The following is a 25651-nucleotide window of genomic DNA, read 5'->3' on the forward strand; positions in this document are numbered from 1 at the left end:
ATACAAATCTTAATATTTGAGTTGAAAAAGTAATTACATTTCAAGTGTAAATAATCATTTCTATAGACTGGTTTTCTTGGTATAATAAAAAGAAAAAGCAGGTGTGGATATGGAAAGTGAAGATAAAGTGCAAAAACAGCCTATGGACTTTTATAATATGTCAGATTTTTTAAGAGGACAATCCTCGAAATTAATAACTAAATTATCTGATGAGGATAGGACTGCTTTCGTTTTAAAAAATGGAAAGCCTATTGCTGTTCTACTGTCTAATGAACGCTATGAAAGGCTTTTGAAATCAGGTATTGATATAACAGAATATTAAAGATGAGCGAGGTAAAATGAATGGCTGTGAAAAAATCAGAACTATATTCCCTACTATGGGAAGCGTGTAATAAATTAAGGGGTGGCGTAGAGCCGTCAAGATACAAAGACTACGTACTTGTATTGTTGTTTTTTAAATACGTATCAGATAGATACAAAGGACAACGATTTGCTGAGTTTACTGTAAGCGAAGGTGCATCATTTGATGACTTAATTGCTGCAAAGGGCAAGAGTGATGTCGGTGAACGAGTAGATAAGATTATCCAAAAGTTCCTAGAGGAAAACCGTCTTCAAGGTTCTCTTCCTGATGTTAGTTTTAATAACCCGGATGAATTGGGTTCTGGCAAGGAACTAGTTGATAAAGTTTCTGGACTTATTGCTATATTCCAAAATCCTGCTATTGACTTCAAAAGTAATAGAGCTAGTGGCGATGACATCATCGGAGATGCTTATGAGTACTTCATGATGAAATTTGCTCAAGAATCTGGTAAGAGCAAGGGTCAATTTTATACGCCTAGTGAAGTGTCACGTATCATTGCTAGACTTATTGGTATTGGTGATATCAAGCAAGAAACTGGTAAGAAATGGACACTTCATGATCCTGCTGCGGGTAGTGGTTCTCTACTAATCCGTGCAGCAGATGAAGCCCCTATGGATGAAAACGGTGACTCTATAGTTACAATATATGGTCAAGAAAAATATCCAGATACTGCAGGTTTAGCAAAGATGAACTTTATCCTACATAACAAAGGTACAGGTGAAATCAAGAGTGGTAATACGTTAGCAAACCCAGCATATACGGATGATTTCGGTGGGCTTAGAAAATTCGACTTTATTGTCATGAATCCACCCTTCTCAGATAAGGATTGGACTGATGGAATTAAACCATCAGAAGATAAATATAAAAGATTTGAAGGTTATGGCATTCCACCAGAGAAGAATGGTGACTATGCTTGGTTTTTACATGTTTTAAAGGCGTTAGATAGTAATGGTAAGGCAGGAATTATTCTGCCACACGGTGTACTATTCAGAGGGAATATAGAAGAGACCATTAGAAAAGCAATTCTTGATAAGCGATACATCAAGGGCATAGTTGGTTTGCCTGCTAATTTGTTCTATGGTACAGGTATTCCTGCTTGCATCATAATTATCGATAAAGAAAATGCCGATAATCGTGAAGGCATCTTTATGGTAGACGCAAGCCGTGGATTTAAGAAAGATGGTAACAAGAATCGCCTTCGTGAACAAGATATTGAGAAGATAGTACAAACATGCATAAATAAAGAACAAATTAAAGGCTATTCTCGTTTTGTTACCTATAAAGAAATATTAGAAGAAAACGATGGTAACCTGAATGTCCCTCGATATATCCAAAAGATTGATGATACATTGCCGCAAAATATTGCATCACATCTAAAGGGTGGAATTCCGGAAGTCGATATTAATTCAATAGAAAAGTTATGGAAGGTTTCGCCAAATTTAAAACAAGAAATATTTACCTGTGTTGATGAAAAGCATAACGTATATAACCTTGCTACGTCACCAAACGAGATAGAAAAGGTTATCTCTGAAGACGAAAATATAAAGAGTGAAAAGGAAACCGAGTGTGGTGAACTATTCGGGACATGGAGAATTGCAGTAAAAAATGTGCTGCTAAACATTAATGCAGATACAAATCCAATGGAGTTAATTCGTAACATTGGCCTTGAAATCCTGCACGATTTCGAATCGGCACAGCTTTTAGACAATTACGATGTGTACGACTTCTTGCTAAATTATTGGAATGAGAAAATGCAAGATGATGTGTATGTAATTAAGGCTAGTGGATATGAGGCCGGCCGCGAGATTGAATATGTATACGCTCAAAAGAAAGCCAGAGATGAAAATGGAGAAGAAATAAAAGTTGATGACACTTCTAAAATGAAGTCGTTTGATGGTGCATTAATTTCAAGAGATATTATCGAGCGTGAGTATTTTGAAACTGAATTATTAGCACTTAATGAGTTGATAGAAAAATCCATATTGCTTGAATCTGAACTTGATGAAATGCGTGAAGAAGAATCTGGCGATGAAGGTTTGCTTGTAAATGCCTTAAATGAAAAAGGTGACAGCATTCCAAAGGCAAATCTTAATAAACGGATTAGGGAACTCGAAAGTAAAAAGACCTCACCTGTAATGAGCGATATTACAAAGTTGATTGAATTGTTAGATGAAGGCAATACAATTGATATGGAGAAAATCGTTAAAGCTAACAGTGAGCTAAAGGGCTTCGAACTTAGAAATAAGAATGGATCATTTGGTAAGTCCAAGCTAAAAGCCGCATTAAAAGAGGCAAACGAAAATGCGGTTATCCCTGAAATTTATGAAGATGAATATAACGCTCTACTTGCATATCAAGCTAAGGTTTGGGAAAAAGAAGAAGCTGATAAGGCTATCAAAGAGGCACAAAGGATACTTGATGAACTAGTGCTTGCTAAATATGGCGAGTTATCAATTGATGAAATTAAGCACTTGCTTTTTAATAAGAAGTGGATAGCAAGACTTGAAGGTGACATTGCTGGTGCAATTGATCAAGTATTAAATGAATTAGCCTCAAAAGTGGTGTTAATCGCAAAACGCTATGAGCATACTCTAGGTGAGATTGAAGAAAAGACAGCTCAGTCAAAGATTAAGGTAAAGTCTGCTCTGAAAAGGATGGGGTACACATGGTAACTTATCCAGAAGGTTGGAAATGCGATACAATTACAAATATTGCAGATATCACAACTGGTTGTAGAGATACTCAAGATAACAAGGTTAACGGAAGGTATCCGTTTTTTGTACGTTCACCTCTCGTTGAACGTATAGATGTGGCGGACTTTGATTGTGAAGCTGTGTTGACTGCAGGAGATGGGGTAGGAACAGGAAAGGTATTTCACTATATTAACGGTAAATTTGCAGCACATCAGCGTGTTTATGTTATGAGCAATTTCCAAGATGTTGATGGAAAGTACTTTTACTATTATTTCTCAAACAACTTCGGAAAAGAAGTTGAAAAATATACAGCTAAATCATCAGTTGATTCAGTACGACGGGATATGATAGCTGAAATGGAGTTTCCATATCCTCCTTTACCTGAGCAAAAGGAAATTGTACAAGCATTGTTAGATTTTGATGAGCATATTGACAATCTAACTGAACTAATTGAAAAGAAAAAAGCTATCCGTGATGGTGCTTTAGAGGATTTGGTTAGTGGTAGGACAAGGCTTAAAGGGTTTGATGGCGAGTGGGAAGAAGTCGAACTTGGGGAGGTCTCAAATATTCGAGATGGGACACACGGAACATTTAAAAGAACGAATGCAGGACATTATTTATTAAGTGCAAAAAATGTTTTCAATAACAAGTTAATTATTACGGATGATGAAAGCAAAGTATCCGATTATGATTTCGAACAAATTACATCAAATGGATTTCCTAAGATAGGTGATATATTGATGAGTTGCGTTGGTACAATCGGTAGATGTTGCATTTGTGATATAGACGGAGTTGCTTTTCAACGAAGTGTTGCTTTTATAAGAAGTCAATCGTTATATAACCACTTTCTATTATATGTCTTACAAGGCGCATCTGTTCAATCGCAATTATTAAGTTCAATGAATGCAAGTGCACAAGGCGGAATTTATTTAGGAGCTTTGAAGAAGATTATTTTACGGATCCCAGTTGATATCGAAGAACAACAAGCAATTGCTGAAGTTTTAACAGTAATGGATGAAGAGATTGAAGCCTTAGAAATTGAAAGAGCAAAGATGATTCAAATTAGAGAAGGTGCAATGGACGACCTTTTAACTGGCCGTGTGCGTCTTAAAGTATAAGGGGGTTAAGTTTATGTCTGTTGATTTAGAACGAAAATTACAAAATAAGGTTCTCCACTGGTTAATAGATGGAGAGAAAGATGGTGGCTTAGGCTACACATATCTTGGCAACCTTGAAGATGAAGACAACACACCAGTTAAAGAGGATTTGCTAAAGAAGAATCTAGAAAAGCGCGGTTATACGAAAGAACAAATTTCAAAAGCAGTAAATGAACTTGTTACTAAGGCAAGCAATCAAGTGGATAGCCTATATCAGACCAATAAAGAGGTCTATTCCCTACTTCGTTACGGAAAGCAAGGCGTAAAGGACGATAATAAAAATCGTCAAACTGTGCATTATATCGACTGGGATAATGTAGAGAATAATGATTTTTATGTTGCTGAAGAAGTAAGCGTACTTTGTTTTAATCAAATAGAAAGAAAACGTCCTGATGTGGTGCTGTATATAAACGGCATCGCTCTTGGCGTATTTGAGTTAAAGCGTTCATGCGTGAGTATTGGCGAAGGTATTCGTCAAAATCTTACAAATCAAAAAAAGGAGTATATTCAACCTTTTTTTAGCACCGTTCAATTAATTTTTGCAGGTAATGAGGCAGAGGGGCTTAAGTATGGTACTACCGAAACGGCTGAAAAGTATTTTCTTAAATGGAAAGAAGATATCAAAGCTACCGATGACCTTTCTGCAACTGTCAAGGATATTCAATCTAAAGAAAAGAATAAGTTAAGAGATGCTATAGTCTCTCTTTGTCAAAAAGAACGTTTTCTCTCGTTGATTCATGACTTCATTATCTTTGATGCTGGAGTGAAGAAGGTTACAAGACATAATCAATACTTTGCAAATATTGCTGCAAGAAAAAGGATTATTGCAAATGAGGGTGGCATCATTTGGAATACACAAGGTTCAGGTAAGTCATTGATAATGGTTTGGCTGGCTAAGTGGATTATTGAAAATGTGGCAGATAGCCGTGTAGTTATCATTACAGACCGTGACGAGCTTGATGACCAAATAGAGAGCCTATTTATTGACGTTGATGAGAAAGTTAAAAGAGCAAAGAGTTGCTCTGATTTAAGAGAAATACTAAATAAAAATGATGATTCTATTATATGCTCTTTGATTCATAAGTATGGACACAATGCAGGTAAACAATCCGATGTAGATCAGTATCGTAAAGAGTTATTAAAGGACTTGCCTGCTGACTTTAAGGCAAAAGGAAACATTATCGCCTTTATTGATGAATGCCACCGTACAAACTCGGGGAAACTACACGAGGCTGTTAAAGTTTTGATGCCTGAAGCAGTGCTTATCGGTTTTACAGGAACACCGCTACTTAAAAAAGACAAGAAAACCAGCCTTGAAACATTTGGATCGTATATCCACACCTATAAATTTAATGAGGGTGTTGAAGATGGTGTTGTTCTTGATTTGCGTTATGAAGCAAGAGATGTTGACCAAGATTTATCCAATAAGGAAAAGGTAGATTTGTGGTTTGATAATAAAACCTTAGGTCTTACTGAAAAAGCAAAGACACAGTTAAAACAAAGCTGGACTTCAATCAATAAATTATATAGTTCAAGACAAAGACTTGAGAAAATTGCGGGTGATATTATCTTTGATATGAATTTAAAACCGCGCCTTAAAAATGAACGTGGAACGGCTATGCTTGTCGCCAACAGTATATACGAAGCTTGTAGATATTGGGATATCTTTACTAGCAATGGCTTTAATAAATGTGCTGTTGTCACCTCTTACGAACCTTCAACCGCAAGTGTTAGAACTGCTACGAGCGACTTAAATCAAGAAGGTGAAGAAGAATATAAGAAGTCTATTTATGAGCGTATGCTTAAAGGTAAAAAATTAGCTGAGTTTGAAAAAGAAGTAAAGGAACGCTTTAAAAAAGACCCGGCTAAAATGAAGCTTCTTATTGTGGTGGACAAACTATTAACTGGTTTTGATGCACCAAGTGCCACTTATCTATATATTGATAAATCTATGCGTGATCATGACTTGTTCCAAGCGATTTGTCGAGTTAATAGACCAGATGGTGAGGATAAAGACTATGGTTACATTGTAGATTATATGGATTTGTTCCGTAATGTACAGTTGGCAGTTGCTGATTATACAACCGAAGCTTTCGATAACTTTGATAAAGAAGATGTTGAAGGACTTATTAAGAATCGTTATGATGAAGCCAAATCTGAAATGGTGGGTGCAATTGCATCTCTTAAGGATTTGCTTGAAAACGTAAATGATCCAAAAGAGGATATTGATTATATTGAGTATTTCTGTGGTGAAAATAGTGAGGATGATGAGAGAACAGGTCGCAGGGATATTTTGTACGCTCTAACTGCATCCCTGACTCGTTCCTTTGCAAATTGCTGCGATAAACTTGTGAGCAACTATGGTTATTCAGATAATCAAGTTAACCAGCTTAGAAGTGATATCTCTGGATATAACAAAATAAAAGAAATGATTAAACTTGCAAGTTGTGATTATATTGATTTAAAGCCTTATGAGGCGGATATGCGCTATATCCTCGACACCTACATTCGTGCCGACGATTCTAAGGTTGTAAGCGAACTTGCCAATATGCCCTTGGTTGAGTTGCTATTAAATAATACAACTACAACACCAATAGATGCATTAGTGAAAGAACTTCCGGGAAGTGATAATGCGAAGGCTGAGACCATTGAAAATAACTTGCAACATGAAATCGTTAAAAAGATGTCTTCAAATAAAGTTTACTATGGCAAGCTATCAGAAATGCTCCAAATTATTATTGACCAAAGGCGAATTGAGGCTATGAGCTATGAGGAGTATCTACGTCAAGTTGTAGAACTAGCACAAGCGATTTTACATCCAGAAGAAAATTCTGATTATCCGGATGCTGTTAAGAATAGCGAGGCCAGAAGAGCTTTCTTTGATTACTTTGATAGAGATGAAAAACTGGCTATAAAAAGTGACAAGGCTATCCGTAATGCAATACGTCCTGATTGGAAGCGAAATTTCCAGAAACAACAAAATATAAGACTTGCTATATATCAAAATTTATTGGTATATGGTTATGACGAAGATGTAGCAACTGAAAAAACCAATGCCGTCTTCGAAATAGCTGAAAGACAGGGAGAATACGATGTGTAACGAAGAAATAATTGGCGGTATGCCAATAGAGATTATCAAAAAGCAAAATCTTAAAAATCTTTATATAAGGGTTAATCCCCCAGAAGGAAATGTAACCGTCAGCACTCCTAGTGATTATCCTGATGAAGAAATAAGGCTTTTTGTTTTAAAGAAAATGCCGGAGATTACCAAGGTGAGAGATAGGATGTTGTCACAACCACGTCAAACTGAACGTGAATATGTGTCTGGCGAATCACATTATTTATGGGGAAAGCCTTATCGGTTGCAGGTCGTTTATGAAGGAAACAAATACGAAATTAATAAACTACCAAATAAAATAATTTTAACTGCCCCAGAAAGGTCAACCAAGGAATCTAGGGAGAGGGCTTTTAACGAATGGTACAGAGAAGAACTTAAACGAGTATTGAATGGTGTGGTATCGAGGTGCGAGGCAAAGACAAATCTTTATGCTAATGAATACAAAATAAAAAACATGAGGACAAAATGGGGTACTTGTAATATTGATAAAAAAAGAATATGGATTAATTTGCAGCTTGCTAAAAAGCCAGTCGAATGTCTTGAGTACGTGGTTATACATGAACTAGTACACTTGATAGAAAAGAATCACACCCATAGATTCCATGCTCTTGTTGAGGAGTTCTACCCTACCTGGAAAGAGGCAAGAAAGCTATTAGCAGAGCTGCCCTTAGATTATATTGAAAAAGGGGAGTGGGTAGAGAATGAAGAGCAAAATAACATCGAGTGATATTTTTGATATTAATAAAAAATCGGGCGCATTGATACTTGGAAAGAATCGACTTGATGATTATGCAACTAAATTTCTAACAAAATATTGTAAGCAGGCATTGGTTGATCCAATGCCTCTTCCAGTTGAGGAGATTCTTCAGGATATGGGACTTACAGTACAAGAAGTTTCCTTATCTAGCAATTTAGATGTTTTTGGTTGCTGTTTGCTATTAGATGCACATATAGATGTTTATGACCAAGAAACAAGGCAATATACATCAACTGCTTTTAATGCTGGAACTGTATTGATTGATCCATTATCTGAAGCTGTATTTGGTGAAGGTTCGAGAAGAAACACACTAATCCATGAGGCACTGCATTGGGAAAAAGATAAAAGATATTTTGAAATCCTTGAGATAAAAAATAAAAACGCATCTGAAAAGCTATACCCTATTTTATGCCGTCAATCTGAGACTTTCTATACTCCACCTGAGGGAAAGAACACAAAAGAAAATGAAGTAAGGTGGTTGGAATGGCAGGCACATAGATTAGCACCAAGGGTCCTTATGCCAAAAAACAGCTTTAAAAAGAAGGCACTGGAGTTTATTCAACAATATAAAGAGGCTGGAGAAAATGTTATATTATCGTGTGACACTTTGATTGAAGATTTAAGTATCTTTTTTAAAACGTCACGTTTATCAGTAAAATATAGATTGATTGAGGTTGGTCTTAAAGATACAATTTCAAGGTTTTCAGATTATGAAGATGTTTATGAAGAAATCAATAGCAATAAAGATTTTGTCAAATTAACTCCTGTAGAAGCATTAAAGATTGTTGACACAGATTCAGTTCTTAAAGGATGGATAAGCGATGGACGATTTGTTTATGCTGACGGGTACTTTGTTCTCGCTGACATCCAGTATGTAAAACAAAAAGATGGAGTACTTCATTTAACTGCTAAAGCAAAGAAAAATCTTGCAAAATGTGTTATTAATATTCGTGAGCAAAATTTCACTACATATGCAAATGTTAGTAAGGATTTTCTTGGTTATGCGATACTTGGAAGGGTTGAAGGGGTTGATAATAGACTTCTTACATTCCATCCAAAATATCAGTCCTCTTTAATGTATGAACCGGAAGAGGCTTACCAAGCATTTTACAAACAGTTAACTACCTATGATGAGCAAGAAGAAATTGAACTCATGAAGATGATAGGGGATCCAACAAAATCTCTATGCGAGTGCCTATGGTTTTTGATGGAGAATAGAAAATGGGACTATCCTGAGAAATTTAACGAAGAGACAGGACTTCACGTAAACTATCATGGTAAAGTTAAGAAAAATAACTATAATAACATGACTACTAATGTTTTAATGGCAATTTGTGTAGGTATGCGATTAAGTTCGAGAATAACGCAAAAATTATTCGATAAATCGAAGAACAAATTAAATTATTATACTAATCCTGATAAAATCTATATTCGTATAATGGAGACTATGCCAGGACTCTCGCTTGGCGATTTCAATGGAGTCTTAGGGCAGTTTGGGATACCTGAATTAGGTAGCGAAATAAAAATTTAAAAATTCATTAACTCGTTGAGTTGGTTTTGAACCCCTTTTGGGGTTCTTTTTTTTTGCTCAAATTTAAGAAATCCCCATACATAAGCAAACAAAAGCCAACTCGATGAGTTGGTCGTGGAGTTTTAAAATCCTTTATGTTTATAAGTGTAAGGGACAAGTCTTACAAAAATTTAAATACGTCTAAAGCTGGCCAGCAGAAGACGGTGGATACATAAATGAATCGAAGATAGTCAATGACGGGCTATTGGGAAAATTTATGCTCCTCCGTTTTATTTCCTATGCACATTTTCAGGAAGTAACTCTGTTGGTCATTCTTTTTTAGGACTCATTAGTACTCCGCCGTCTTGCAAGACGGAAAAGGAGAATCTAATGAGATTGTCAGTAAGGTATGAAGAAAAATTTCAAACCATAGAGCTTAACGATAAAGAAACTGAGCAAATGTGGGTTAGCCTGTCCCTCGAAGGTGAAGAACTTTTCAAATCAGATAAAGAGCATCTAATCCAAGATACCTTTAATGAAGAATTTAACAAGCCAGATTACAACAATTGGCACAAGTTTGATAGAAACAGAGGTATATCAAAGAGGCCATTCCGCAAAGATGAAGAATCCGAGGATGCAACGGATCATATGGACTATTTCCCTGATAACACCCATGAAATGGCTCGGGATAAAAAAGAAGAGTATGAATACTACTGTGAGATTATTCGTGCCATTCTTAAGCCAAAACATTCAGAACCTTTTATTGCTGTATATCTTGATGGCATGTCAATGACTGAGTATGCAAAACGTGAAGGTGTTAGTAAAAGTGCCATATCACACCGTTTGGACACAGCTAAGAAGAATTTAAAAAAAGTTTTTCCTGAATCCTCAACTTTCCCCTCTTGCCACGGCTAATAGGTAGAGGGCAGCACATAAACGCTCTCGAGAAAGAGGTGAAGAACATGAAACACAACTTGAAAATCAGTGTTTCAAAAACTCCACAGTCTGGCGGGATTGTTTCCTGTCGTAATGTCACCATAAGGGAGCATTTCCTTCGTTTCTTACTTGGTGATAAGCAGAAACTGACTATTCTTGTTCCAGGTGACACCATACAGGAACTCGCCATCAGTGAGATTAAGGAGGGAGGATTCAACCATGAGCAAAATCAAACTACTTCTTGATGTGGTTTCCGATATGCGCTCTTTGGCTGATAGCATACAAGCGGTTGCAGATGTAATGGCGGGCAATGAACCTATCGAAACACAAGAACCGCCTACAACTGTAAAAGAGGCTGAGCCAAAGAAAAAGGAAATCACTCTGGAGGAAGTCAGAGCAAAACTCGCTGAAAAGAGTCAAGTCGGTCTTACTGCCCAAGTGAGAGAAATCATCAAAAAGTACAGTGGCTCTAAATTAAGCGAAGTTGACCCAAAACATTATGAAGATATGTTGAAAGATGCGGAGGTACTAGGTAATGAGTGATCACGCGGTACTTTCCGCATCGGGGTCCCATAGATGGCTGAATTGCCTTCCGTCTGCAAGATTGGAACTGGAATTTGAAAATAGAGAATCCAATGCAGCTGCTGAAGGCACCGCTGCTCATGCTCTTTGTGAACATAAACTTAAAAAAGCACTTCACATGAGAAGTAAGCGGCCTGTCTCGGCATATAACTCTGATGAAATGGAAGAACACAGCGATGCCTATGTGGATTTTGTAATGGAGCAGTTTGAACTGGCGAGGCAAAGCTGTACGGACCCGTTAATACTTATTGAGCAACGTCTAGATTTTTCCTGCTATGTACCACAGGGGTTTGGAACTGGCGATTGTATCATCATTGGTGATAAAAAGCTTCATATTATTGATCTTAAGTATGGCATGGGTGTATTGGTAGATGCAGTGGAAAACCCACAGATGAAATTATACGCCCTTGGTGCTTTGGAAATCTACGATAGTTTGTATGACATCGAGGATGTTTCCATGACCATCTTCCAACCACGTAGGGAGAATGTCAGCACATGGACAATCCCTGTAAAGGAATTAAAAGACTGGGCGGCAAATGAACTGAAACCAAAGGCTAAAAAAGCTTATGAGGGCGAAGGCGACTACCTTCCTGGTGAATGGTGTACTTTCTGCAGAGCGGCCGTTAAATGCCGTGCAAGGGCTGAAGAAAAATTGAAATTAGCACAGATGGAGTTTAAGTTACCACCTCTACTTACGGATACTGAAATTGAGGGAGTACTTTCTAAACTGTCCGACCTTACAAAGTGGGCCAATGAAATTATAGCTTATGCCACGGATGCTGCTGTAAATCACGGTAAAGAGTGGAACGGTTTTAAGGTGGTCCAGGGCAGATCGGTCCGCAAATATAAGGACGAAAAAGCTGTGGCTGAAGTAGCCAAAGCAAACGGCTATAAAGATTTATATCGTCAGAGCCTCATTACCCTTACGGAAATGCAGAAACTGATGGGCAAAACGAAATTTGAGGAAATCCTCGGTGGTCTCATACATAAACCACCAGGTAAGCCAACGCTGGTTCCACTTTCGGATAAGCGGCCAGCTATTAATATATCAAACGTAAAAAGCGAATTTAATGAGATAACGGAGGAATTGGAATATGAATAATCAAAACAGAACGAAGGTTGTTACAAGTGTCAACACACGTATCAGCTACTTTCACGGCTGGGAGCCAGTATCAATCAATGGCGGGGCGGAAAAGTATAGCGTTTCCGTATTGATTCCTAAAACAGATAAGGAAACCATCAATGCTATCAATGCAGCAGTAGATGCAGCCATTGAAGAGGGGATTGCAAAGTTTGGTGGTAAAAAGCCGAATAAGGCTGCCATCAAGCTGCCCCTTCGAGATGGTGATATAGAACGTGATGATGAAGCTTATAAAGGGCATTATTTTGTAAATGCCAATAGTAAGACTCCACCTCAAATAGTAGATAAAGCGGTAAGACCTATCTTGGATCGCAACGAGGTTTACAGCGGTTGCTATGCGAGAGTGTCACTTAATTTCTTTACTTTCAATTCTAATGGAAACAAGGGTGTGGCCTGCGGACTTGGTAATATACAGAAAATAAGAGATGGAGAGCCTTTAGGTGGAAGAACCAATGCAGCTGATGATTTCACCACTATTGAAGATGATGATTTTCTAGCATAAAGAATAAATACAGACGAGGTGGTGGAGGTTGTTTTTCTGCCACCTCGTTTGCATTGGAAAGGGTGATAATACATGAATTCTATTTCTATTGATATCGAAACATTTAGTAGTGCTAATCTTCAAAAGTCTGGAGTTTACCGTTATGCCGAGAGTGATGATTTTGAAATTCTACTATTTGGCTATTCGGTGGATGGCGGCGAAGTACAAGTTGTTGACCTTGCCAGTGGGGAGGAAATCCCCGATGAAATTATAAACGCGCTTATGGATAATTCCGTTACCAAGTGGGCTTTCAATGCAATGTTTGAGCGTGTGTGTCTATCAAAATGGCTTAACCTTACAGAATATCTTAACCCTACATCCTGGAAATGCTCCATGATATGGTCGGCATATATGGGACTTCCGCTCTCTCTGGAGGGTGTCGGTGCAGTTTTAGGTTTAGAAAAGCAAAAATTGAATGAGGGTAAAGACCTCATAAAATATTTCTGTACATCTTGCTCCCCTACTAAATCAAATGGCGGCCGAGTTCGTAATCTGCCGGAACATGACATGGATAAATGGGAGCGGTTTAAAGCATATAACCTTCGTGATGTGGAAGCCGAGATGTCTATACAACAGAGATTATCTAAGTTTCCGATGCCTGAGAACATCTGGGAAGAATATCATCTCGACCAGGAAATCAATGATCGTGGCATTGCCATTGACATGTCTTTCGTAAAAAGGGCTGTTGTGATGGATGAACAATCTCGTGAAAAGCTAATGGCTTTAATGCAGGATATAACCAATTTAGAGAATCCAAACTCTGTGCAACAAATGAAAGACTGGCTTGCCGATAACGGTCTAGAAACAGATTCCCTTGGTAAAAAAGCGGTTGCTGAGATGTTAAAGAAAGCACCAGAACCACTAGGCACTGTTTTGGAACTTCGACAGCAGCTTGCAAAATCATCGGTGAAAAAATACACGGCAATGGAGAATGCGGTATGTAATGACAGTCGTGCAAGAGGAATGTTCCAGTTTTACGGAGCCAACAGAACCGGCAGATTCTCTGGCAGGCTGATTCAGTTACAAAATCTCCCTCAAAACCATATGTCCGATTTGGAACAGGCTCGTGCTTTAGTTCGAAGCGGAAACTTTGATGCTCTTACTTTACTATATGATTCAATCCCAGAGGTACTGTCGGAACTTATCCGTACAGCTTTTATACCACAAGAAGGTATGAAGTTCATTGTGGCAGATTTTTCAGCGATTGAGGCTCGCGTTATTGCTTGGCTTGCAGGCGAAAAATGGAGAATAGAAGTTTTCCAAAATGGCGGTGACATATACTGTGCAAGTGCATCTCAGATGTTTAATGTACCCGTTGAAAAGCATGGTGTGAATGGTCACCTTCGCCAAAAAGGCAAAATTGCCGAACTTGCCCTCGGTTATGGTGGGTCTGTTGGAGCATTAAAATCAATGGGCGCTTTGGAGATGGGAATTGAAGAAGAAGAACTTCAGCCTCTTGTAACGGCTTGGAGACAGTCTAACCCTAATATTACAAAACTTTGGTGGGATGTTGACCGAGCAGTAAAAACCTGTGTTAAGCAAAAAAACCCTACAGAGACACACGGCATTAAATTTATCTATCAAAGTGGGATGTTCTTTATTGTCCTCCCCTCTGGTAGACGGCTTGCCTATGTGAAACCTCGTATGGGAGAGAACGTGTTCGGCGGTGAGTCGGTTACTTACGAAGGTGTCGGTGGAACAAAGAAATGGGAAAGAATCGAAAGTTATGGACCCAAATTTGTAGAGAATATTGTTCAGGCAATCAGTCGTGACATTTTGTGTCATGCCATGCAGACATTAAAGAATTGTTCAATTGTGGCTCATGTACACGATGAAATTATTATCGAGGGTGATATGGGGATGTCACTTTCTGCTGTCTGTGAGCAGATGGCTAGAACACCAACATGGGCAAATGGTCTATTACTTAGTGCTGACGGCTATGAGTGTCAGTTTTATCAAAAAGATTAAATTTATTTTTTCAAAATCCTCAACATTCATTACCTCCTGTGGCTATTAGGTAGAGGAACTTTCCTCTGACTATATTGCAGGAGGTAATTCGTATGGACGAATTAGTAAAAATCAACTATGAAAATCAACGACCAACCGTGTTCGGTCGTGATTTACATGAAGCCTTGGAAGTAAAGACCGCTTATAAAGACTGGTTTCCAAGAATGTGTGAGTACGGATTTGAAGAAGGGTCAGACTTTAGCTCATTTTTGAGCGAAAGTACTGGAGGCAGACCGAGCATAGACCATCAGTTAACAATCGACATGGCAAAAGAGCTATGCATGATACAGCGAACTCCAAAAGGGAAAGAGTGCCGCCAATACTTTCTTGAAATAGAAAGACGATGGAATTCCCCAGAGGCAATCATGGCAAGGGCACTTCAGATTGCCAATCAACAGCTAACACAAGTAAGGAAACAAAATAAAGTGCTTGAAGGTACAGTTGCTGTTCAGAATCAGCAAATTGCAGAAATGAAACCGAAAGTCTCTTATTACGATGTGGTTTTAAATTGCAAAGACCTCATTTCCACATCAGCAATTGCCAAAGATTACGGCAAGTCAGCTATTTGGATGAACCGCTATCTTAATAAAAAGGGCATCCAATTTAAACAAGGCGGCATTTGGCTTTTATATCAGAAGCATGCGGAAAAAGGCTACACCAGCACTAAGACACATAGCTACCTAGGCAGTAACGGGCAGCAGCATACAAAGGTCCATACATACTGGACTCAAAAAGGCAGACTCTTCATTTACGAACTGATGAAGGCGGACGGTATTTTGCCTCAGATAGAAATGGAGGGTGTGTAATGGGAATCAACAAATTTAACCATGAAGGATACCATGACCCAACTCCCCATGAAGCACTGACTAACATAATAAGAAAGGAAAAGGCAGAGAAAAAATCTGCCTTTAAGCCGCTTGTATATATCTGTTCTCCCTATTCCGGTGATGTAGAAGGAAACATTAAAAAGGCTCGCAGTTTTTGCAGGTTTGCCTTGGATCAAAGCTGTATACCGATTGCTCCCCACCTTATGTTTCCGCAGTTTATGGATGATGAAAACCCAGAGGAACGAGAACGTGCCATATTTATGGACATTGTGCTTATGGGTAAATGCTCCGAGGTGTGGGTGCTGGGCAATACCATCTCAAGCGGTATGGCGAGGAAAATTGAAGTAGCCAAGAAACGCAGACAAACGGTCAGATATTATAGTCCAGAGCATGAGGAGGTTGAAAGTTTATGAAAATTGCAGTAGGCAATAGCCGGATGGATAGGAAATGGAAAAATAAAGATATCTCCTGGGAGGATTTTTGCTCCCGTGTAAAGACGACGCAACGCACTACGGAAACAGTAGAAGAATATCGGAAACTTAAAAAAGGGCAGCAAGATGATATCAAAGATGTGGGCGGCTTTGTCGGAGGACATTTAAGAGAAGGAAGGCGAAAGAAGGGCAATGTTCTCTGCAGTTCTTTGCTCACCCTTGATATGGATTATGGTAGACCAGATATTTGGGAGCAAATCAGTATGCTTTTCGATTTCAAATGTTGCGTTTACTCCACTCATAAGCACACACCAGAAAATCCGAGACTCAGACTTATCGTTCCCCTTGCTCGTGAGATCAGCGAAGAAGAATATGCAGCTGTTGGACGTATGGTGGCAAAAGAAATTGATATTGATCTTTTCGATGATACGACATATGAAGCCCATCGCCTTATGTATTGGCCATCCACTTCCTCTAATGGTCAATTTGTCTACGAAGAGCAGGATGGAGCATTACTTGACCCGGATATTTATCTTGCAAAATATGAAAATTGGCGAGATACGTCAACTTGGCCCGTATCAAGCAGGCAGTCTGAAGTGATGAATCGCAGTCTAAAAGAACAAGCCGATCCGCTTTTAAAGGAAGGTGTGGTAGGAACTTTCTGTCGAGCCTATTCCGTTCGTGAAGCAATTGATAAATTTTTAGGTGCAGTTTATGCACCATCTGCTATGGAAGGACGATACGATTATATTCCCGCTGATAGTAGTGCTGGTGTGATTATCTATGATGATAAATTCGCATACAGCCATCATGCCACCGACCCAGCAAGCGGTCTGCTCCTCAATGCTTTTGACCTTGTTCGTATTCATAAATTCGGCTCTTTAGATGATAGAGCTTCCACGACTACGGCTCCTGGCAGGATGCCGTCTTTTGTGGCAATGTGCGAGTTTGCTATAAAAGATGAAGCGGTAAAAGCTGAGTTTGCAAAGGAAAGGCAGGCTCAGGCTGAAGAAGAGTTTAGTGCTGAGGATTGGCAGACAGGTTTGGAACTAGATAAGCAAGGTCGGATAAAAGACACACTGGATAACATCGTTCTGATTATTCGGCATGATGAAGATTTACAGCATATCGCTTTCAACTGCCATCGTGATGGTATTGATGCCAAAGGTGGTCTGCCTTGGGACCAGATTAAGGCGGGTTGGAATGATTCGGATAACGCACTTCTTAAGGTGTACTTAAGCAGCAAATACGGGGTCTATTCTCCTACCAAGACCAAGGATGCTGTGGTAGCGGTAGCGACTGAACGAGCCTACCATCCTGTTAAGGAGTATCTTGACTCACTTCCAAAATGGGATGGTATTAGTCGAGTAGAAAATCTACTAATTGATTATTTCGGTGCAACAGATAATTCCTACACAAAGGCAATTATTCGCAAAACGATGGTTGCGGCGGTAGCCCGTATTTATAGGCCAGGCACAAAGTTTGATAGTGTTCTTATCTTAAACGGTCCTCAAGGCATCGGTAAATCAACCTTCTTTGCTAAGCTTGCCGGAGATTGGTTTTCAGACAGTTTGACCATTACGGACATGAAAGATAAATCAGGTGCTGAAAAACTTCAAGGATATTGGTTGTTGGAACTGGGTGAGCTTGCTGGAATGCGTAAGACGGATGTGGAGATTGTGAAGTCCTTTATCTCGAGGGCGGATGATAAGTACCGTGCCAGTTATGGGGTCAACGTGGAAAGCCATCCCCGTCAATGCGTAATTGTAGGTTCTACCAATGCAGAAAGCGGATTTCTTCGGGATATTACAGGTAACCGCAGATTTTGGCCAGTCCGCATTAGCGGAAACAGTAAAAAGAAAGCTTGGCAGATGACCAAAGAGGAAGTACAGCAGATTTGGGCAGAGGCTCTAGTTATTTATGAGAAGGGCGAAAAACTCTACCTTGAAGGTGATGATGTAACCATGGCAACTAGTGAACAGGCAGATGCCATGGAAACAGATGAACGAGAAGGACTGGTTCGTACCTACTTGGATACGCTCTTACCGGATGATTGGGACACAATGTCTTTGTACGAGCGTAGAAATTTCCTCGGCGGTAGCGAATTTGGCGGCGGCACCCGTGTTGGAACAGTAAAAAGGACCCTTGTCTGCAATATGGAAATTTGGTGTGAGTGTTTCGGTAAAGAGGCATCAATGCTAAAACCATCAGATTCCTATGCCATAGGTGCCATTATGAGAAAGATCAGTGAGTGGAACAAGTACACTGGGAACAAGAATGGTGTTGTGACGTTTCCTGTCTACGGAAAGCAACGAGCTTATTCCCGAGTCGAGGAACAAAGCTAAGTTGTACCTTACCTTGTTCCCATACTAGTTCTTTCCCTAAAGCTAGTAATGATAAGGAAAATCAACGGTTCGGAACAAGTGGAACAAGAAGTATCCTATTTATTTATAAATAGTAAAAAGAAGTAATAGTAGCCTGTGCATACACGCATACGCGCGCGTATAGGAAAATGGGGTCAAAGTTGTTTTCTTGTTCCGAGCCTTTTTATATGGGAGGTATTTATGCTTGAAAAATATATAGAAAAGAAACTGGTGGCTGAGGTAAAAAAGATGGGAGGCATTGCGGCGAAGTTTGTTAGTCCGGGTTTAGATGGGATGCCAGACCGCCTAGTGCTTTTACCATATGGGAAGATGGCTTTTGTGGAATTAAAGGCTCCCGGAAAGAAACCTCGCCTGTTACAGATTAGAAGAATAAAGCAATTACAGAAGTTAGGCTTTACCTGCTATGTCATTGATGATGTTAAGCAGATTGGAGGGATACTTGGTGAAATACAATCCTCATAAATATCAGACCTATGCAACGAACTTCATACTTGAGCATCCTATCGCTGCGGTGTTTTTAGAAATGGGTCTTGGCAAAAGCGTCATTACTCTAACGGCTATATTTGACTTATGTCTTGATCGTTTTGAAATTGGAAAGGTTCTGGTCATTGCTCCACTTCGGGTAGCGAGGGATACTTGGCCAGCTGAGATAAATAAGTGGGAGCATTTAAAAGGACTGGAGTTTTCGGTAGCCATCGGAACAGAACAGGAGCGGTTGGTAGCTCTTAGGAAACCTGCAAGTGTCTATCTTATAAACAGAGAAAATGTTGACTGGTTGGTAAACAAAAGTGGCATCCCTTTTGATTATGACATGGTGGTAATCGATGAGCTGTCATCCTTTAAGTCCTATGGTGCAAAAAGATTTAAAAGTTTACTAAAAGTTAGACCCAGGGCAAAACGGATTGTGGGTCTTACGGGTACACCTTCCAGCAATGGGTTAATGGATTTGTGGGCAGAGTTTCGTATTCTCGACATGGGTAAAAGACTCGGGAGGTACATCACTCACTACCGCAATTCCTTCTTTACACCGGATAAACGTAATCAGCAAATCGTATTTTCATATAAACCATTGCCAGGTGCCGAAGATGCCATATATCGGCTCATTTCGGATATTACCATTTCCATGAAGTCGGTCGATTTTCTTAAAATGCCAGAATGTGTGATCAATGAAGTGCCTGTTTATCTAAATGACAAAGAACAATCCGTATATGATCACTTTCGTGAAGAGATGGTTCTTGAATTTGCTGATGAGGAGATTGATGCCATGAATGCAGCCGTCCTTTCAGGTAAACTTCTGCAAATGGCAAACGGTGCTATCTATGATGATGATAAAAAAACCCATATTATTCACAACCGCAAGCTAGATGCTCTTGAGGATTTAATTGAAGGTGCTAACGGCAAACCTGTGCTTATTGCCTATTGGTACAATCACGATTTAGAGCGTATTAAGGCAAAATTCAATGTCAGAGAAATTAAAACTTCCAAGGATATCAAGGATTGGAACAACGGCGATATTTCTGTAGCGGTTATCCATCCTGCATCTGCGGGACACGGCCTTAACTTACAAAGTGGTGGTTCAACGCTTATCTGGTTTGGACTTACTTGGAGTCTAGAACTCTATCAGCAAACAAATGCGAGACTTTGGAGACAAGGTCAAAATGAGACCGTGGTAATCCACCACATTATTACTAAAGGCACGATTGATGAAGATGTGATGAGAGCCTTGAAACAAAAGGAAAAGACACAATCCGATCTTATCAATGCAGTCAAAGCAAATCTTGGGAAAGCGAGGGAAGTTGTATGATGGACGCTTTTGAAAAACTGGCAAATGCCATTATTCTACAGGCAGTCAAGGATTATCGTTTTGCACTGAAAAGATTAGCAAAACACCCTCGCAATGATTCTGCTTTATATACAAAACGTGAGGTTGAGCGCTTCTTTCATTCTGGATTGTTCAATGTTCTCACCTCCCTAAACCCTGACATGTTAATTCAACAGCTACAAGAGGAGGTGGTGCGATGATGACAGCTAAGGAATTCTTAAAGCAGGCTTATCGCCTGAATGAATTGATTAATTCCGACCTTGAAGAGTTGCAAAACTTAAGAAATCTATCAAGAAGTATTTCATCCCCCATTCTTGAGGAAAAAGTCAGTCGAACCAAGAGTACTGACCCACCCTTTGAAAAATATGTGATTAGAATAATAGATTTGGAGCAACAAATACAGCAAGAAGTTGAACGATTAGTAAAGCTGAAATCAGATATCCGTGAAGCGATTAACCAGATGGAAAACGTGGATGAGAAGCTACTTCTTCGCTACCGATACATTAACTTTCTTAACTGGGAAGAAATCTGTGTCAACCTTAATGTTTCTATGAGAACCGTACACAGACTCCACTCATCCGCTTTGCAACATTTAAAGGTTCCAAAATAAAAAGGAGTAACCGGAAAATAGTGCAGGAAGAGGGTTAAAAGGCCCTCTTCACCATTACCTTAGTCATTGTATGAAAATTACAGTGATTTAAATAATTAGTTTCTCCTTTTTAATGATTATTAAATTAAAATGAGCTGTCAAAACAACAACTCATTGCTTACCCACTTTGAATACCGACCTAATGCATGATCTCAGTATAAACTTTTACAGTTTTCTGGTAGTTTGAAAGGATTTTCTTTATTGATACGCTCATAAAACATAATTCCATTTAGGTGATCTATTTCATGTTGAATAACAATAGAGGAATAGCCATTGAGTTTTAATATTATTTCTTCTCCTTCTAAATTAAACCCTTTCACTTTAATTCTCTCATATCTTGGTACGAACCCATTTATATCTCGATCAACAGATAGGCACCCTTCACTTGGTGGTAAGTAAATCATAGAAACGGAATGGCTAATAATTTTTGGATTAATAAGGGTATATTCATGTTCTTTCCCCATCTCGTCAGTGAAATACGCTACAAACATTCGCTTATTCAAGCCAATCTGATTCGCGGATAATCCAACTCCTCCACGTAATTTATATTTTTTGGATAGAATGGGGTCTTGACTATTTTTTAAGAAATTCATCATACTAGTTAATGTTTCCTTATCTTCCTCAGGGGGAGGTACCATCACTTCCAGTGTTGGTCGATGTAAGATATCATTACCTTCCCTTACAATATCTTTCATTGTTATTATATAATTTGAATGAAATTTATTCATAAATAAACAATTCATCTACCTTTACTTTTAACGTTTTTGATAATTTGAAAGCCAGTTCCAGTGTGGGATCATATTTATCATTCTCTATACAATTTATTGTTTGTCTAACAACTCCACACTTCTTAGCAAGTTGCTCTTGTGTTATCCCCAATTTGTTCCGTATTGCTTTAATTTTATTTTTCAACAGTATCACCTATGTCAAAGATATTGGACATTGTTATTATAACAATTACAATAAACATGTCAATAACTTTGGATATTTTTGAAAATATCTATTGGTGGTTTTTGTACGCAGTAATCTGAATGCTCGCAAAAGGTTGGCACACTTTGGCACAGTTTGGCATACGATGACACTGTTTGTCTGTAGTGAAAGTTATATAATGGTAGTATGGAATATTAATAAACAGAAGCCTTCACGGGAGAACCACTCCTGCGAGGGCTTTTTCTATGGGCAAAAGGAGGTGCAGTATGCCAAAGAAACCTAAGCGACCGTGCTCTTACCCTGGTTGCCCAGAACTAACCGACAAGCGCTTTTGTGAAGAGCATAGTAAGAAGGAAGCTGCACGGTATGAAAAGTATGATCGTGACCCATCAACCCGTAAGCGTTATGGTCGTGCTTGGAAAAGGATACGTGACCGTTACATTGCAGCTCATCCTCTTTGTGAGGAATGTAAACGACAAGGAAAGCTGACCCCAGCAACCGAAGTGCATCATATTCTCCCTCTTGCAAGAGGAGGGACTCACGATAGAAGTAATCTGATGGCTCTTTGTACTCCTTGCCACTCTGCAATCACGGCAAGAGATGGAGACCGTTGGGGAACCCGATAGGGGGAGTCAAATCTCCACAGCTTTTCATTTGTGTAACGGGCGTGGGGCAACGCGTGAAAATTCGCGGTTTCAAACGGGGTAATAGGCCCATCGATGAAAAGAGGTGAGTGAATGGCCAAAGATGGAACAAATCGAGGCGGCGCCCGTATAGGCTCCGGTCAAAAGAAAAAACCACTTGCTGACAAAATTGCAGAGGGAAATCCCGGTAAAAGAAAGCTTGAAGTTGTCGAGTTCAAGAATACTGCTGACCTGAAGGGGCAGGAAATGCCAAAGCCAAGGGCCATGCTCTCCGCAGTGCAAAAGGATGGGAAAACCCTAGTAGCGAGTGAAATCTATGAAATTACATGGAAATGGCTTGAGGAGCGAGAATGTGCCCATTTGGTACTTCCACAGCTTCTAGAACGGTATGCCATGAGTGCGGCCAGATGGATACAGTGTGAGGAAGCGGTAACCGAGTTTGGTTTTCTAGCAAAGCATCCAACTACCGGCAATGCAATTCAAAGTCCTTATGTAGCGATGAGCCAGAGCTTTATGAGTCAGACAAACAGGCTATGGATGGAGATATATCAAATCGTTAGGGAGAACTGTGCTACAGAGTACTCTGGTTTAAACCCACAGGACGATGTGATGGAGCGATTGCTATCTGCCCGCAGAGGAAAATAAAGATGAGGAGATATGATGTAATGAGTAAGAGATATTTAACAGCAGAAAGTGTATGTGCTGGACATCCTGATAAACTATGCGACATCATTGCAGATAGCATTTTAGAAGCATGCCTACGTAAGGATAAGGCATCACGTGTCGCTTGTGAGGTAATGGCAACCAAGGGAAAAATTATCGTGGCGGGCGAGATCTCCTGCAGCGAGAAAGTGAATATTAGAGACATTGTAAAAACTGTACTGAAGGATGTGGGATACAACCCTCTAAAATTTTTGATTTATGTATATGTACATAATCAAAGTGTAGATATTGCGGCTGGTGTGAACATCGCACTAGAAGCACGAAATGGGATAAACGAACAGTACGGTTCCATCGGTGCTGGAGACCAGGGAACTATGTATGGTTATGCTACAAAGGAAACAAGAGAAATGCTTCCCCTACCTCTTGTGCTTTCCCACAGAATCGTAAAGAGACTGGATGATTGTCGCAAAGGAAAACTGATAAAAGGGATTCTTCCTGATGGTAAAGCACAGGTAACAGTGGAGTATGAAGATGACACTCCAGTAAGAATAAAGACGATTGTGATTTCTGTGCAGCATGATAAGAATAAAACGCAGGAAGAACTTAAGGCAGATATTCTTAACAATGTCTTATGGCAATGCTTTGAGGATTTCCCTTTTGATGATGAAACAGAACTTCTCGTCAATCCATCTGGTCAGTTTGTTCTTGGTGGACCCGCTGCCGACACGGGTTTGACTGGAAGAAAAATCATGGTCGACACCTATGGTGGACTTGCATCTCACGGAGGAGGTGCCCTTTGTGGTAAAGACCCAACTAAAGTTGACCGAAGTGGTGCTTACATGGCTCGGTATATTGCCAAGCATATTGTTTGGTGTGGTTATGCAAAGAAGTGTGAAGTGAGTATTTCCTATGCCATTGGTAAGGCAAATCCAGTAGCCTTTACTGTAAATACCCTTGGCACTGGAACTGTTTCTGATGAAATATTAACTCTTGCTTCTCAGGAGACTTTCAACTTAAGACCTGCGGCCATCATTGAAAAACTACGTCTTAGAAATGTGATTTATTCTGACACAGCGGCTTATGGTCATTTTAATAGTTGTCTTTTCCCTTGGGAGGATGTAAATAAATACAGTGAATTTAGAAAGGCGGTGGAAAAGTATGTTGATAGAGAAGATTAAAACGAAACAACTCATCCCCGCTGAATATAACCCAAGGAAGGATTTAAAACCTGGTGATCCGGAATATGAGAAACTTAAACGCTCACTTGAGGAGTTTGGATATGTAGAACCCGTTATATGGAATAAGACCACAGGCAGAGTTATCGGAGGGCATCAACGCTTGAAAGTCCTGCTGAGTATGGGCATGGATGAAATAGAATGCGTAGTTGTCGAAATGGATGAGCAAAAGGAAAAGGCCCTGAACATTGCACTAAATAAAATAAGTGGCGATTGGGATAAAGATAAATTGGCACTTCTCATTACAGACCTAAATGCCTCTGATTTTGATGTTTCTCTTACAGGATTTGACCCAGGAGAGTTGGAGGATCTTTTCAAAGATTCCCTTAAGGATAATATAAAAGAAGATGATTTCGATGTAGACAGCGAGCTGAAAAAGCCCGCTGTTTCGCATTTAGGGGATGTTTGGATACTTGGACAGCATCGATTAGTCTGCGGAGACAGTACAAAGAAAGACACCTTTGATGTCTTAATGGATGGGAAAGCTGCCAATCTGGTAGTTACGGACCCTCCATATAACGTCAACTATGAAGGCACTGCTGGAAAAATCAAAAATGACAACATGGCTAATGAAGCGTTCTATGATTTCCTGCTTGCGGCATTTCAAAACACCGAGGAAGCGATGGCAAAGGATGCTTCTATTTATGTATTCCATGCTGATACGGAAGGACTCAATTTTAGAAGAGCATTCTCCGATGCAGGATTTTATCTTTCTGGTACTTGTATATGGAAAAAGCAGTCCCTTGTTCTCGGTCGCTCTCCTTATCAATGGCAACATGAACCGGTACTCTTTGGATGGAAAAAGAAAGGCAAGCATCTCTGGTATTCAGACCGCAAGCAGACCACCATCTGGGAGTTTGAGAAACCAAAGAAAAATAGCGACCACCCAACCATGAAACCAGTGGCACTTGTGGCATACCCCATTATGAATTCGAGCCTTAGTAACTGTATTGTGCTTGATCCCTTTGGAGGTTCAGGAAGTACACTGATTGCCTGTGAGCAGACAGATAGAATTTGTTACACCATTGAACTGGATGAAAAGTACTGCGATGTCATCGTGAAAAGGTATATTGAGCAAGTCGGAAATTCTGATGGTGTGTTTCTTTTAAGAGATGGTTCGAAATTCAGATATTGTGACCTGCCAAATGTTGATTTATCTACACAAAATACCGCCGATTAATAGAATCAGAAAGATGCTCTAAATGACTTGATATTAACAGCTTTTAGAGTGATATATGTACGTACCGAAAATAGAAAGGCGGT

General features: G+C 39.5%; 25 protein-coding genes. 23 read left to right on the plus strand and 2 right to left on the minus strand.

What is annotated here, in order from left to right; translation table 11 throughout:
* Positions 1 to 109: 109 nt before the first annotated feature.
* The 19 genes from HNR27_RS09450 to HNR27_RS09540 all read left to right on the plus strand — a co-directional run bounded on the left by HNR27_RS09450 (position 110) and on the right by HNR27_RS09540 (position 20877).
* Complete coding sequence (locus HNR27_RS09450) at positions 110 to 322, plus strand: type II toxin-antitoxin system Phd/YefM family antitoxin (protein ID WP_220155756.1); 213 nt, start codon at positions 110 to 112, stop codon at positions 320 to 322.
* 20 nt (positions 323 to 342) lie between these two features.
* Positions 343 to 3033 carry an N-6 DNA methylase gene (locus HNR27_RS09455; RefSeq protein WP_429339592.1) on the plus strand — a complete coding sequence of 897 codons (2691 nt, stop codon included), beginning with the start codon at positions 343 to 345 and terminating at the stop codon, positions 3031 to 3033.
* The gene (locus HNR27_RS09460; protein WP_429339593.1) at positions 3027 to 4172 is read left to right on the plus strand and encodes a restriction endonuclease subunit S; all 1146 of its coding nucleotides are present in this window, start codon (positions 3027 to 3029) and stop codon (positions 4170 to 4172) included. Before HNR27_RS09455 ends, HNR27_RS09460 begins: the two co-directional genes overlap by 7 nt.
* 13 nt (positions 4173 to 4185) lie before the next feature.
* Positions 4186 to 7311, plus strand: a complete 3126-nt coding sequence (locus HNR27_RS09465; RefSeq protein WP_429339594.1) for a type I restriction endonuclease subunit R — start codon at positions 4186 to 4188, stop codon at positions 7309 to 7311.
* On the plus strand, positions 7304 to 8056 hold the full coding sequence (locus HNR27_RS09470) for a M48 family metallopeptidase (RefSeq protein WP_429339595.1): 753 nt from the start codon (positions 7304 to 7306) through the stop codon (positions 8054 to 8056). The genes HNR27_RS09465 and HNR27_RS09470 overlap by 8 nt, the downstream gene beginning before the upstream one ends.
* Positions 8031 to 9617: an ImmA/IrrE family metallo-endopeptidase gene (locus HNR27_RS09475; protein ID WP_429339596.1), complete on the plus strand. Its 1587-nt coding sequence runs from the start codon at positions 8031 to 8033 to the stop codon at positions 9615 to 9617. Before HNR27_RS09470 ends, HNR27_RS09475 begins: the two co-directional genes overlap by 26 nt.
* A gap of 369 nt (positions 9618 to 9986) precedes the next feature.
* On the plus strand, positions 9987 to 10511 hold the full coding sequence (locus tag HNR27_RS09480; RefSeq protein WP_429339597.1) for an RNA polymerase sigma factor: 525 nt from the start codon (positions 9987 to 9989) through the stop codon (positions 10509 to 10511).
* A 47-nt stretch (positions 10512 to 10558) separates the two neighbouring features.
* Positions 10559 to 10777: a hypothetical protein gene (locus HNR27_RS09485; RefSeq protein ID WP_429339598.1), complete on the plus strand. Its 219-nt coding sequence runs from the start codon at positions 10559 to 10561 to the stop codon at positions 10775 to 10777.
* Positions 10752 to 11075, plus strand: coding sequence for an rRNA biogenesis protein rrp5 (locus HNR27_RS09490; protein WP_429339599.1), 324 nt, complete (start codon positions 10752 to 10754; stop codon positions 11073 to 11075). The genes HNR27_RS09485 and HNR27_RS09490 overlap by 26 nt, the downstream gene beginning before the upstream one ends.
* Positions 11068 to 12216 carry a DUF2800 domain-containing protein gene (locus tag HNR27_RS09495; RefSeq protein WP_429339600.1) on the plus strand — a complete coding sequence of 383 codons (1149 nt, stop codon included), beginning with the start codon at positions 11068 to 11070 and terminating at the stop codon, positions 12214 to 12216. Before HNR27_RS09490 ends, HNR27_RS09495 begins: the two co-directional genes overlap by 8 nt.
* Complete coding sequence (locus HNR27_RS09500) at positions 12209 to 12757, plus strand: DUF2815 family protein (RefSeq protein ID WP_429339601.1); 549 nt, start codon at positions 12209 to 12211, stop codon at positions 12755 to 12757. The genes HNR27_RS09495 and HNR27_RS09500 overlap by 8 nt, the downstream gene beginning before the upstream one ends.
* 72 nt (positions 12758 to 12829) lie before the next feature.
* Positions 12830 to 14764: a DNA polymerase gene (locus tag HNR27_RS09505; protein ID WP_429339602.1), complete on the plus strand. Its 1935-nt coding sequence runs from the start codon at positions 12830 to 12832 to the stop codon at positions 14762 to 14764.
* A gap of 92 nt (positions 14765 to 14856) precedes the next feature.
* Positions 14857 to 15609, plus strand: a complete 753-nt coding sequence (locus tag HNR27_RS09510; RefSeq protein WP_429339603.1) for a phage antirepressor KilAC domain-containing protein — start codon at positions 14857 to 14859, stop codon at positions 15607 to 15609.
* Positions 15609 to 16043 (plus strand): DUF7768 domain-containing protein, encoded by a 435-nt coding sequence (locus HNR27_RS09515; protein ID WP_429339604.1) that lies wholly within the window; start codon positions 15609 to 15611, stop codon positions 16041 to 16043. Before HNR27_RS09510 ends, HNR27_RS09515 begins: the two co-directional genes overlap by 1 nt.
* Positions 16040 to 18406, plus strand: coding sequence for a virulence-associated E family protein (locus HNR27_RS09520; RefSeq protein ID WP_429339605.1), 2367 nt, complete (start codon positions 16040 to 16042; stop codon positions 18404 to 18406). The genes HNR27_RS09515 and HNR27_RS09520 overlap by 4 nt, the downstream gene beginning before the upstream one ends.
* Positions 18407 to 18625: 219 nt before the next feature.
* Positions 18626 to 18907: a VRR-NUC domain-containing protein gene (locus tag HNR27_RS09525; RefSeq protein WP_061129976.1), complete on the plus strand. Its 282-nt coding sequence runs from the start codon at positions 18626 to 18628 to the stop codon at positions 18905 to 18907.
* Positions 18888 to 20249, plus strand: coding sequence for an SNF2-related protein (locus tag HNR27_RS09530; RefSeq protein WP_429339606.1), 1362 nt, complete (start codon positions 18888 to 18890; stop codon positions 20247 to 20249). Before HNR27_RS09525 ends, HNR27_RS09530 begins: the two co-directional genes overlap by 20 nt.
* Positions 20246 to 20467 (plus strand): hypothetical protein, encoded by a 222-nt coding sequence (locus HNR27_RS09535; RefSeq protein WP_239541324.1) that lies wholly within the window; start codon positions 20246 to 20248, stop codon positions 20465 to 20467. The genes HNR27_RS09530 and HNR27_RS09535 overlap by 4 nt, the downstream gene beginning before the upstream one ends.
* Positions 20464 to 20877, plus strand: a complete 414-nt coding sequence (locus HNR27_RS09540) for a DUF1492 domain-containing protein (protein ID WP_033826692.1) — start codon at positions 20464 to 20466, stop codon at positions 20875 to 20877. Before HNR27_RS09535 ends, HNR27_RS09540 begins: the two co-directional genes overlap by 4 nt.
* A gap of 191 nt (positions 20878 to 21068) precedes the next feature.
* Here the strand turns inward: HNR27_RS09540 and def are convergent, their stop codons facing one another.
* A complete protein-coding gene (gene def / locus HNR27_RS09545) occupies positions 21069 to 21644 on the minus strand; it encodes a peptide deformylase (protein ID WP_027625331.1) in 576 nt (191 codons plus the stop codon).
* A complete protein-coding gene (locus tag HNR27_RS09550) occupies positions 21637 to 21828 on the minus strand; it encodes a helix-turn-helix transcriptional regulator (protein ID WP_027625332.1) in 192 nt (63 codons plus the stop codon). Before HNR27_RS09550 ends, def begins: the two co-directional genes overlap by 8 nt.
* 284 nt (positions 21829 to 22112) lie before the next feature.
* On the opposite strand from HNR27_RS09550, the gene HNR27_RS09555 reads away from it, so the two are divergent.
* From HNR27_RS09555 to HNR27_RS09570, 4 genes are all read left to right on the plus strand, one after another.
* The gene (locus tag HNR27_RS09555) at positions 22113 to 22472 is read left to right on the plus strand and encodes an HNH endonuclease (RefSeq protein WP_027625333.1); all 360 of its coding nucleotides are present in this window, start codon (positions 22113 to 22115) and stop codon (positions 22470 to 22472) included.
* A 111-nt stretch (positions 22473 to 22583) separates the two neighbouring features.
* On the plus strand, positions 22584 to 23135 hold the full coding sequence (locus HNR27_RS09560) for a P27 family phage terminase small subunit (protein WP_042357509.1): 552 nt from the start codon (positions 22584 to 22586) through the stop codon (positions 23133 to 23135).
* Positions 23136 to 23155: 20 nt separating this feature from the next.
* A complete protein-coding gene (metK, locus tag HNR27_RS09565) occupies positions 23156 to 24331 on the plus strand; it encodes a methionine adenosyltransferase (RefSeq protein WP_148347959.1) in 1176 nt (391 codons plus the stop codon).
* Entirely contained in the window at positions 24312 to 25568 is a 1257-nt protein-coding gene (locus HNR27_RS09570) for a site-specific DNA-methyltransferase (protein WP_429339607.1), read from the plus strand. The genes metK and HNR27_RS09570 overlap by 20 nt, the downstream gene beginning before the upstream one ends.
* The last annotated feature ends 83 nt before the right edge of the window (positions 25569 to 25651 follow it).

It is taken from the genome of Ornithinibacillus bavariensis, assembly GCF_050433565.1.
GTDB lineage: Bacteria > Bacillota > Bacilli > Bacillales > Amphibacillaceae > Ornithinibacillus > Ornithinibacillus bavariensis.

Coding starts and splice junctions, on each gene's coding strand:
- def (WP_027625331.1), bottom strand. CDS start 21,644: ATGAATAAATTTCATTCAAATTATATAATAACAATGAAAGATATTGTA.
- HNR27_RS09535 (WP_239541324.1), top strand. CDS start 20,246: ATGATGGACGCTTTTGAAAAACTGGCAAATGCCATTATTCTACAGGCA.
- HNR27_RS09450 (WP_220155756.1), top strand. CDS start 110: ATGGAAAGTGAAGATAAAGTGCAAAAACAGCCTATGGACTTTTATAAT.
- HNR27_RS09555 (WP_027625333.1), top strand. CDS start 22,113: ATGCCAAAGAAACCTAAGCGACCGTGCTCTTACCCTGGTTGCCCAGAA.
- HNR27_RS09490 (WP_429339599.1), top strand. CDS start 10,752: ATGAGCAAAATCAAACTACTTCTTGATGTGGTTTCCGATATGCGCTCT.
- HNR27_RS09475 (WP_429339596.1), top strand. CDS start 8,031: ATGAAGAGCAAAATAACATCGAGTGATATTTTTGATATTAATAAAAAA.
- HNR27_RS09500 (WP_429339601.1), top strand. CDS start 12,209: ATGAATAATCAAAACAGAACGAAGGTTGTTACAAGTGTCAACACACGT.
- HNR27_RS09510 (WP_429339603.1), top strand. CDS start 14,857: ATGGACGAATTAGTAAAAATCAACTATGAAAATCAACGACCAACCGTG.
- HNR27_RS09455 (WP_429339592.1), top strand. CDS start 343: ATGGCTGTGAAAAAATCAGAACTATATTCCCTACTATGGGAAGCGTGT.
- HNR27_RS09480 (WP_429339597.1), top strand. CDS start 9,987: ATGAGATTGTCAGTAAGGTATGAAGAAAAATTTCAAACCATAGAGCTT.
- HNR27_RS09470 (WP_429339595.1), top strand. CDS start 7,304: ATGTGTAACGAAGAAATAATTGGCGGTATGCCAATAGAGATTATCAAA.
- metK (WP_148347959.1), top strand. CDS start 23,156: ATGAGTAAGAGATATTTAACAGCAGAAAGTGTATGTGCTGGACATCCT.
- HNR27_RS09560 (WP_042357509.1), top strand. CDS start 22,584: ATGGCCAAAGATGGAACAAATCGAGGCGGCGCCCGTATAGGCTCCGGT.
- HNR27_RS09505 (WP_429339602.1), top strand. CDS start 12,830: ATGAATTCTATTTCTATTGATATCGAAACATTTAGTAGTGCTAATCTT.
- HNR27_RS09485 (WP_429339598.1), top strand. CDS start 10,559: ATGAAACACAACTTGAAAATCAGTGTTTCAAAAACTCCACAGTCTGGC.
- HNR27_RS09520 (WP_429339605.1), top strand. CDS start 16,040: ATGAAAATTGCAGTAGGCAATAGCCGGATGGATAGGAAATGGAAAAAT.
- HNR27_RS09460 (WP_429339593.1), top strand. CDS start 3,027: ATGGTAACTTATCCAGAAGGTTGGAAATGCGATACAATTACAAATATT.
- HNR27_RS09525 (WP_061129976.1), top strand. CDS start 18,626: ATGCTTGAAAAATATATAGAAAAGAAACTGGTGGCTGAGGTAAAAAAG.
- HNR27_RS09540 (WP_033826692.1), top strand. CDS start 20,464: ATGATGACAGCTAAGGAATTCTTAAAGCAGGCTTATCGCCTGAATGAA.
- HNR27_RS09465 (WP_429339594.1), top strand. CDS start 4,186: ATGTCTGTTGATTTAGAACGAAAATTACAAAATAAGGTTCTCCACTGG.
- HNR27_RS09495 (WP_429339600.1), top strand. CDS start 11,068: ATGAGTGATCACGCGGTACTTTCCGCATCGGGGTCCCATAGATGGCTG.
- HNR27_RS09515 (WP_429339604.1), top strand. CDS start 15,609: ATGGGAATCAACAAATTTAACCATGAAGGATACCATGACCCAACTCCC.
- HNR27_RS09570 (WP_429339607.1), top strand. CDS start 24,312: ATGTTGATAGAGAAGATTAAAACGAAACAACTCATCCCCGCTGAATAT.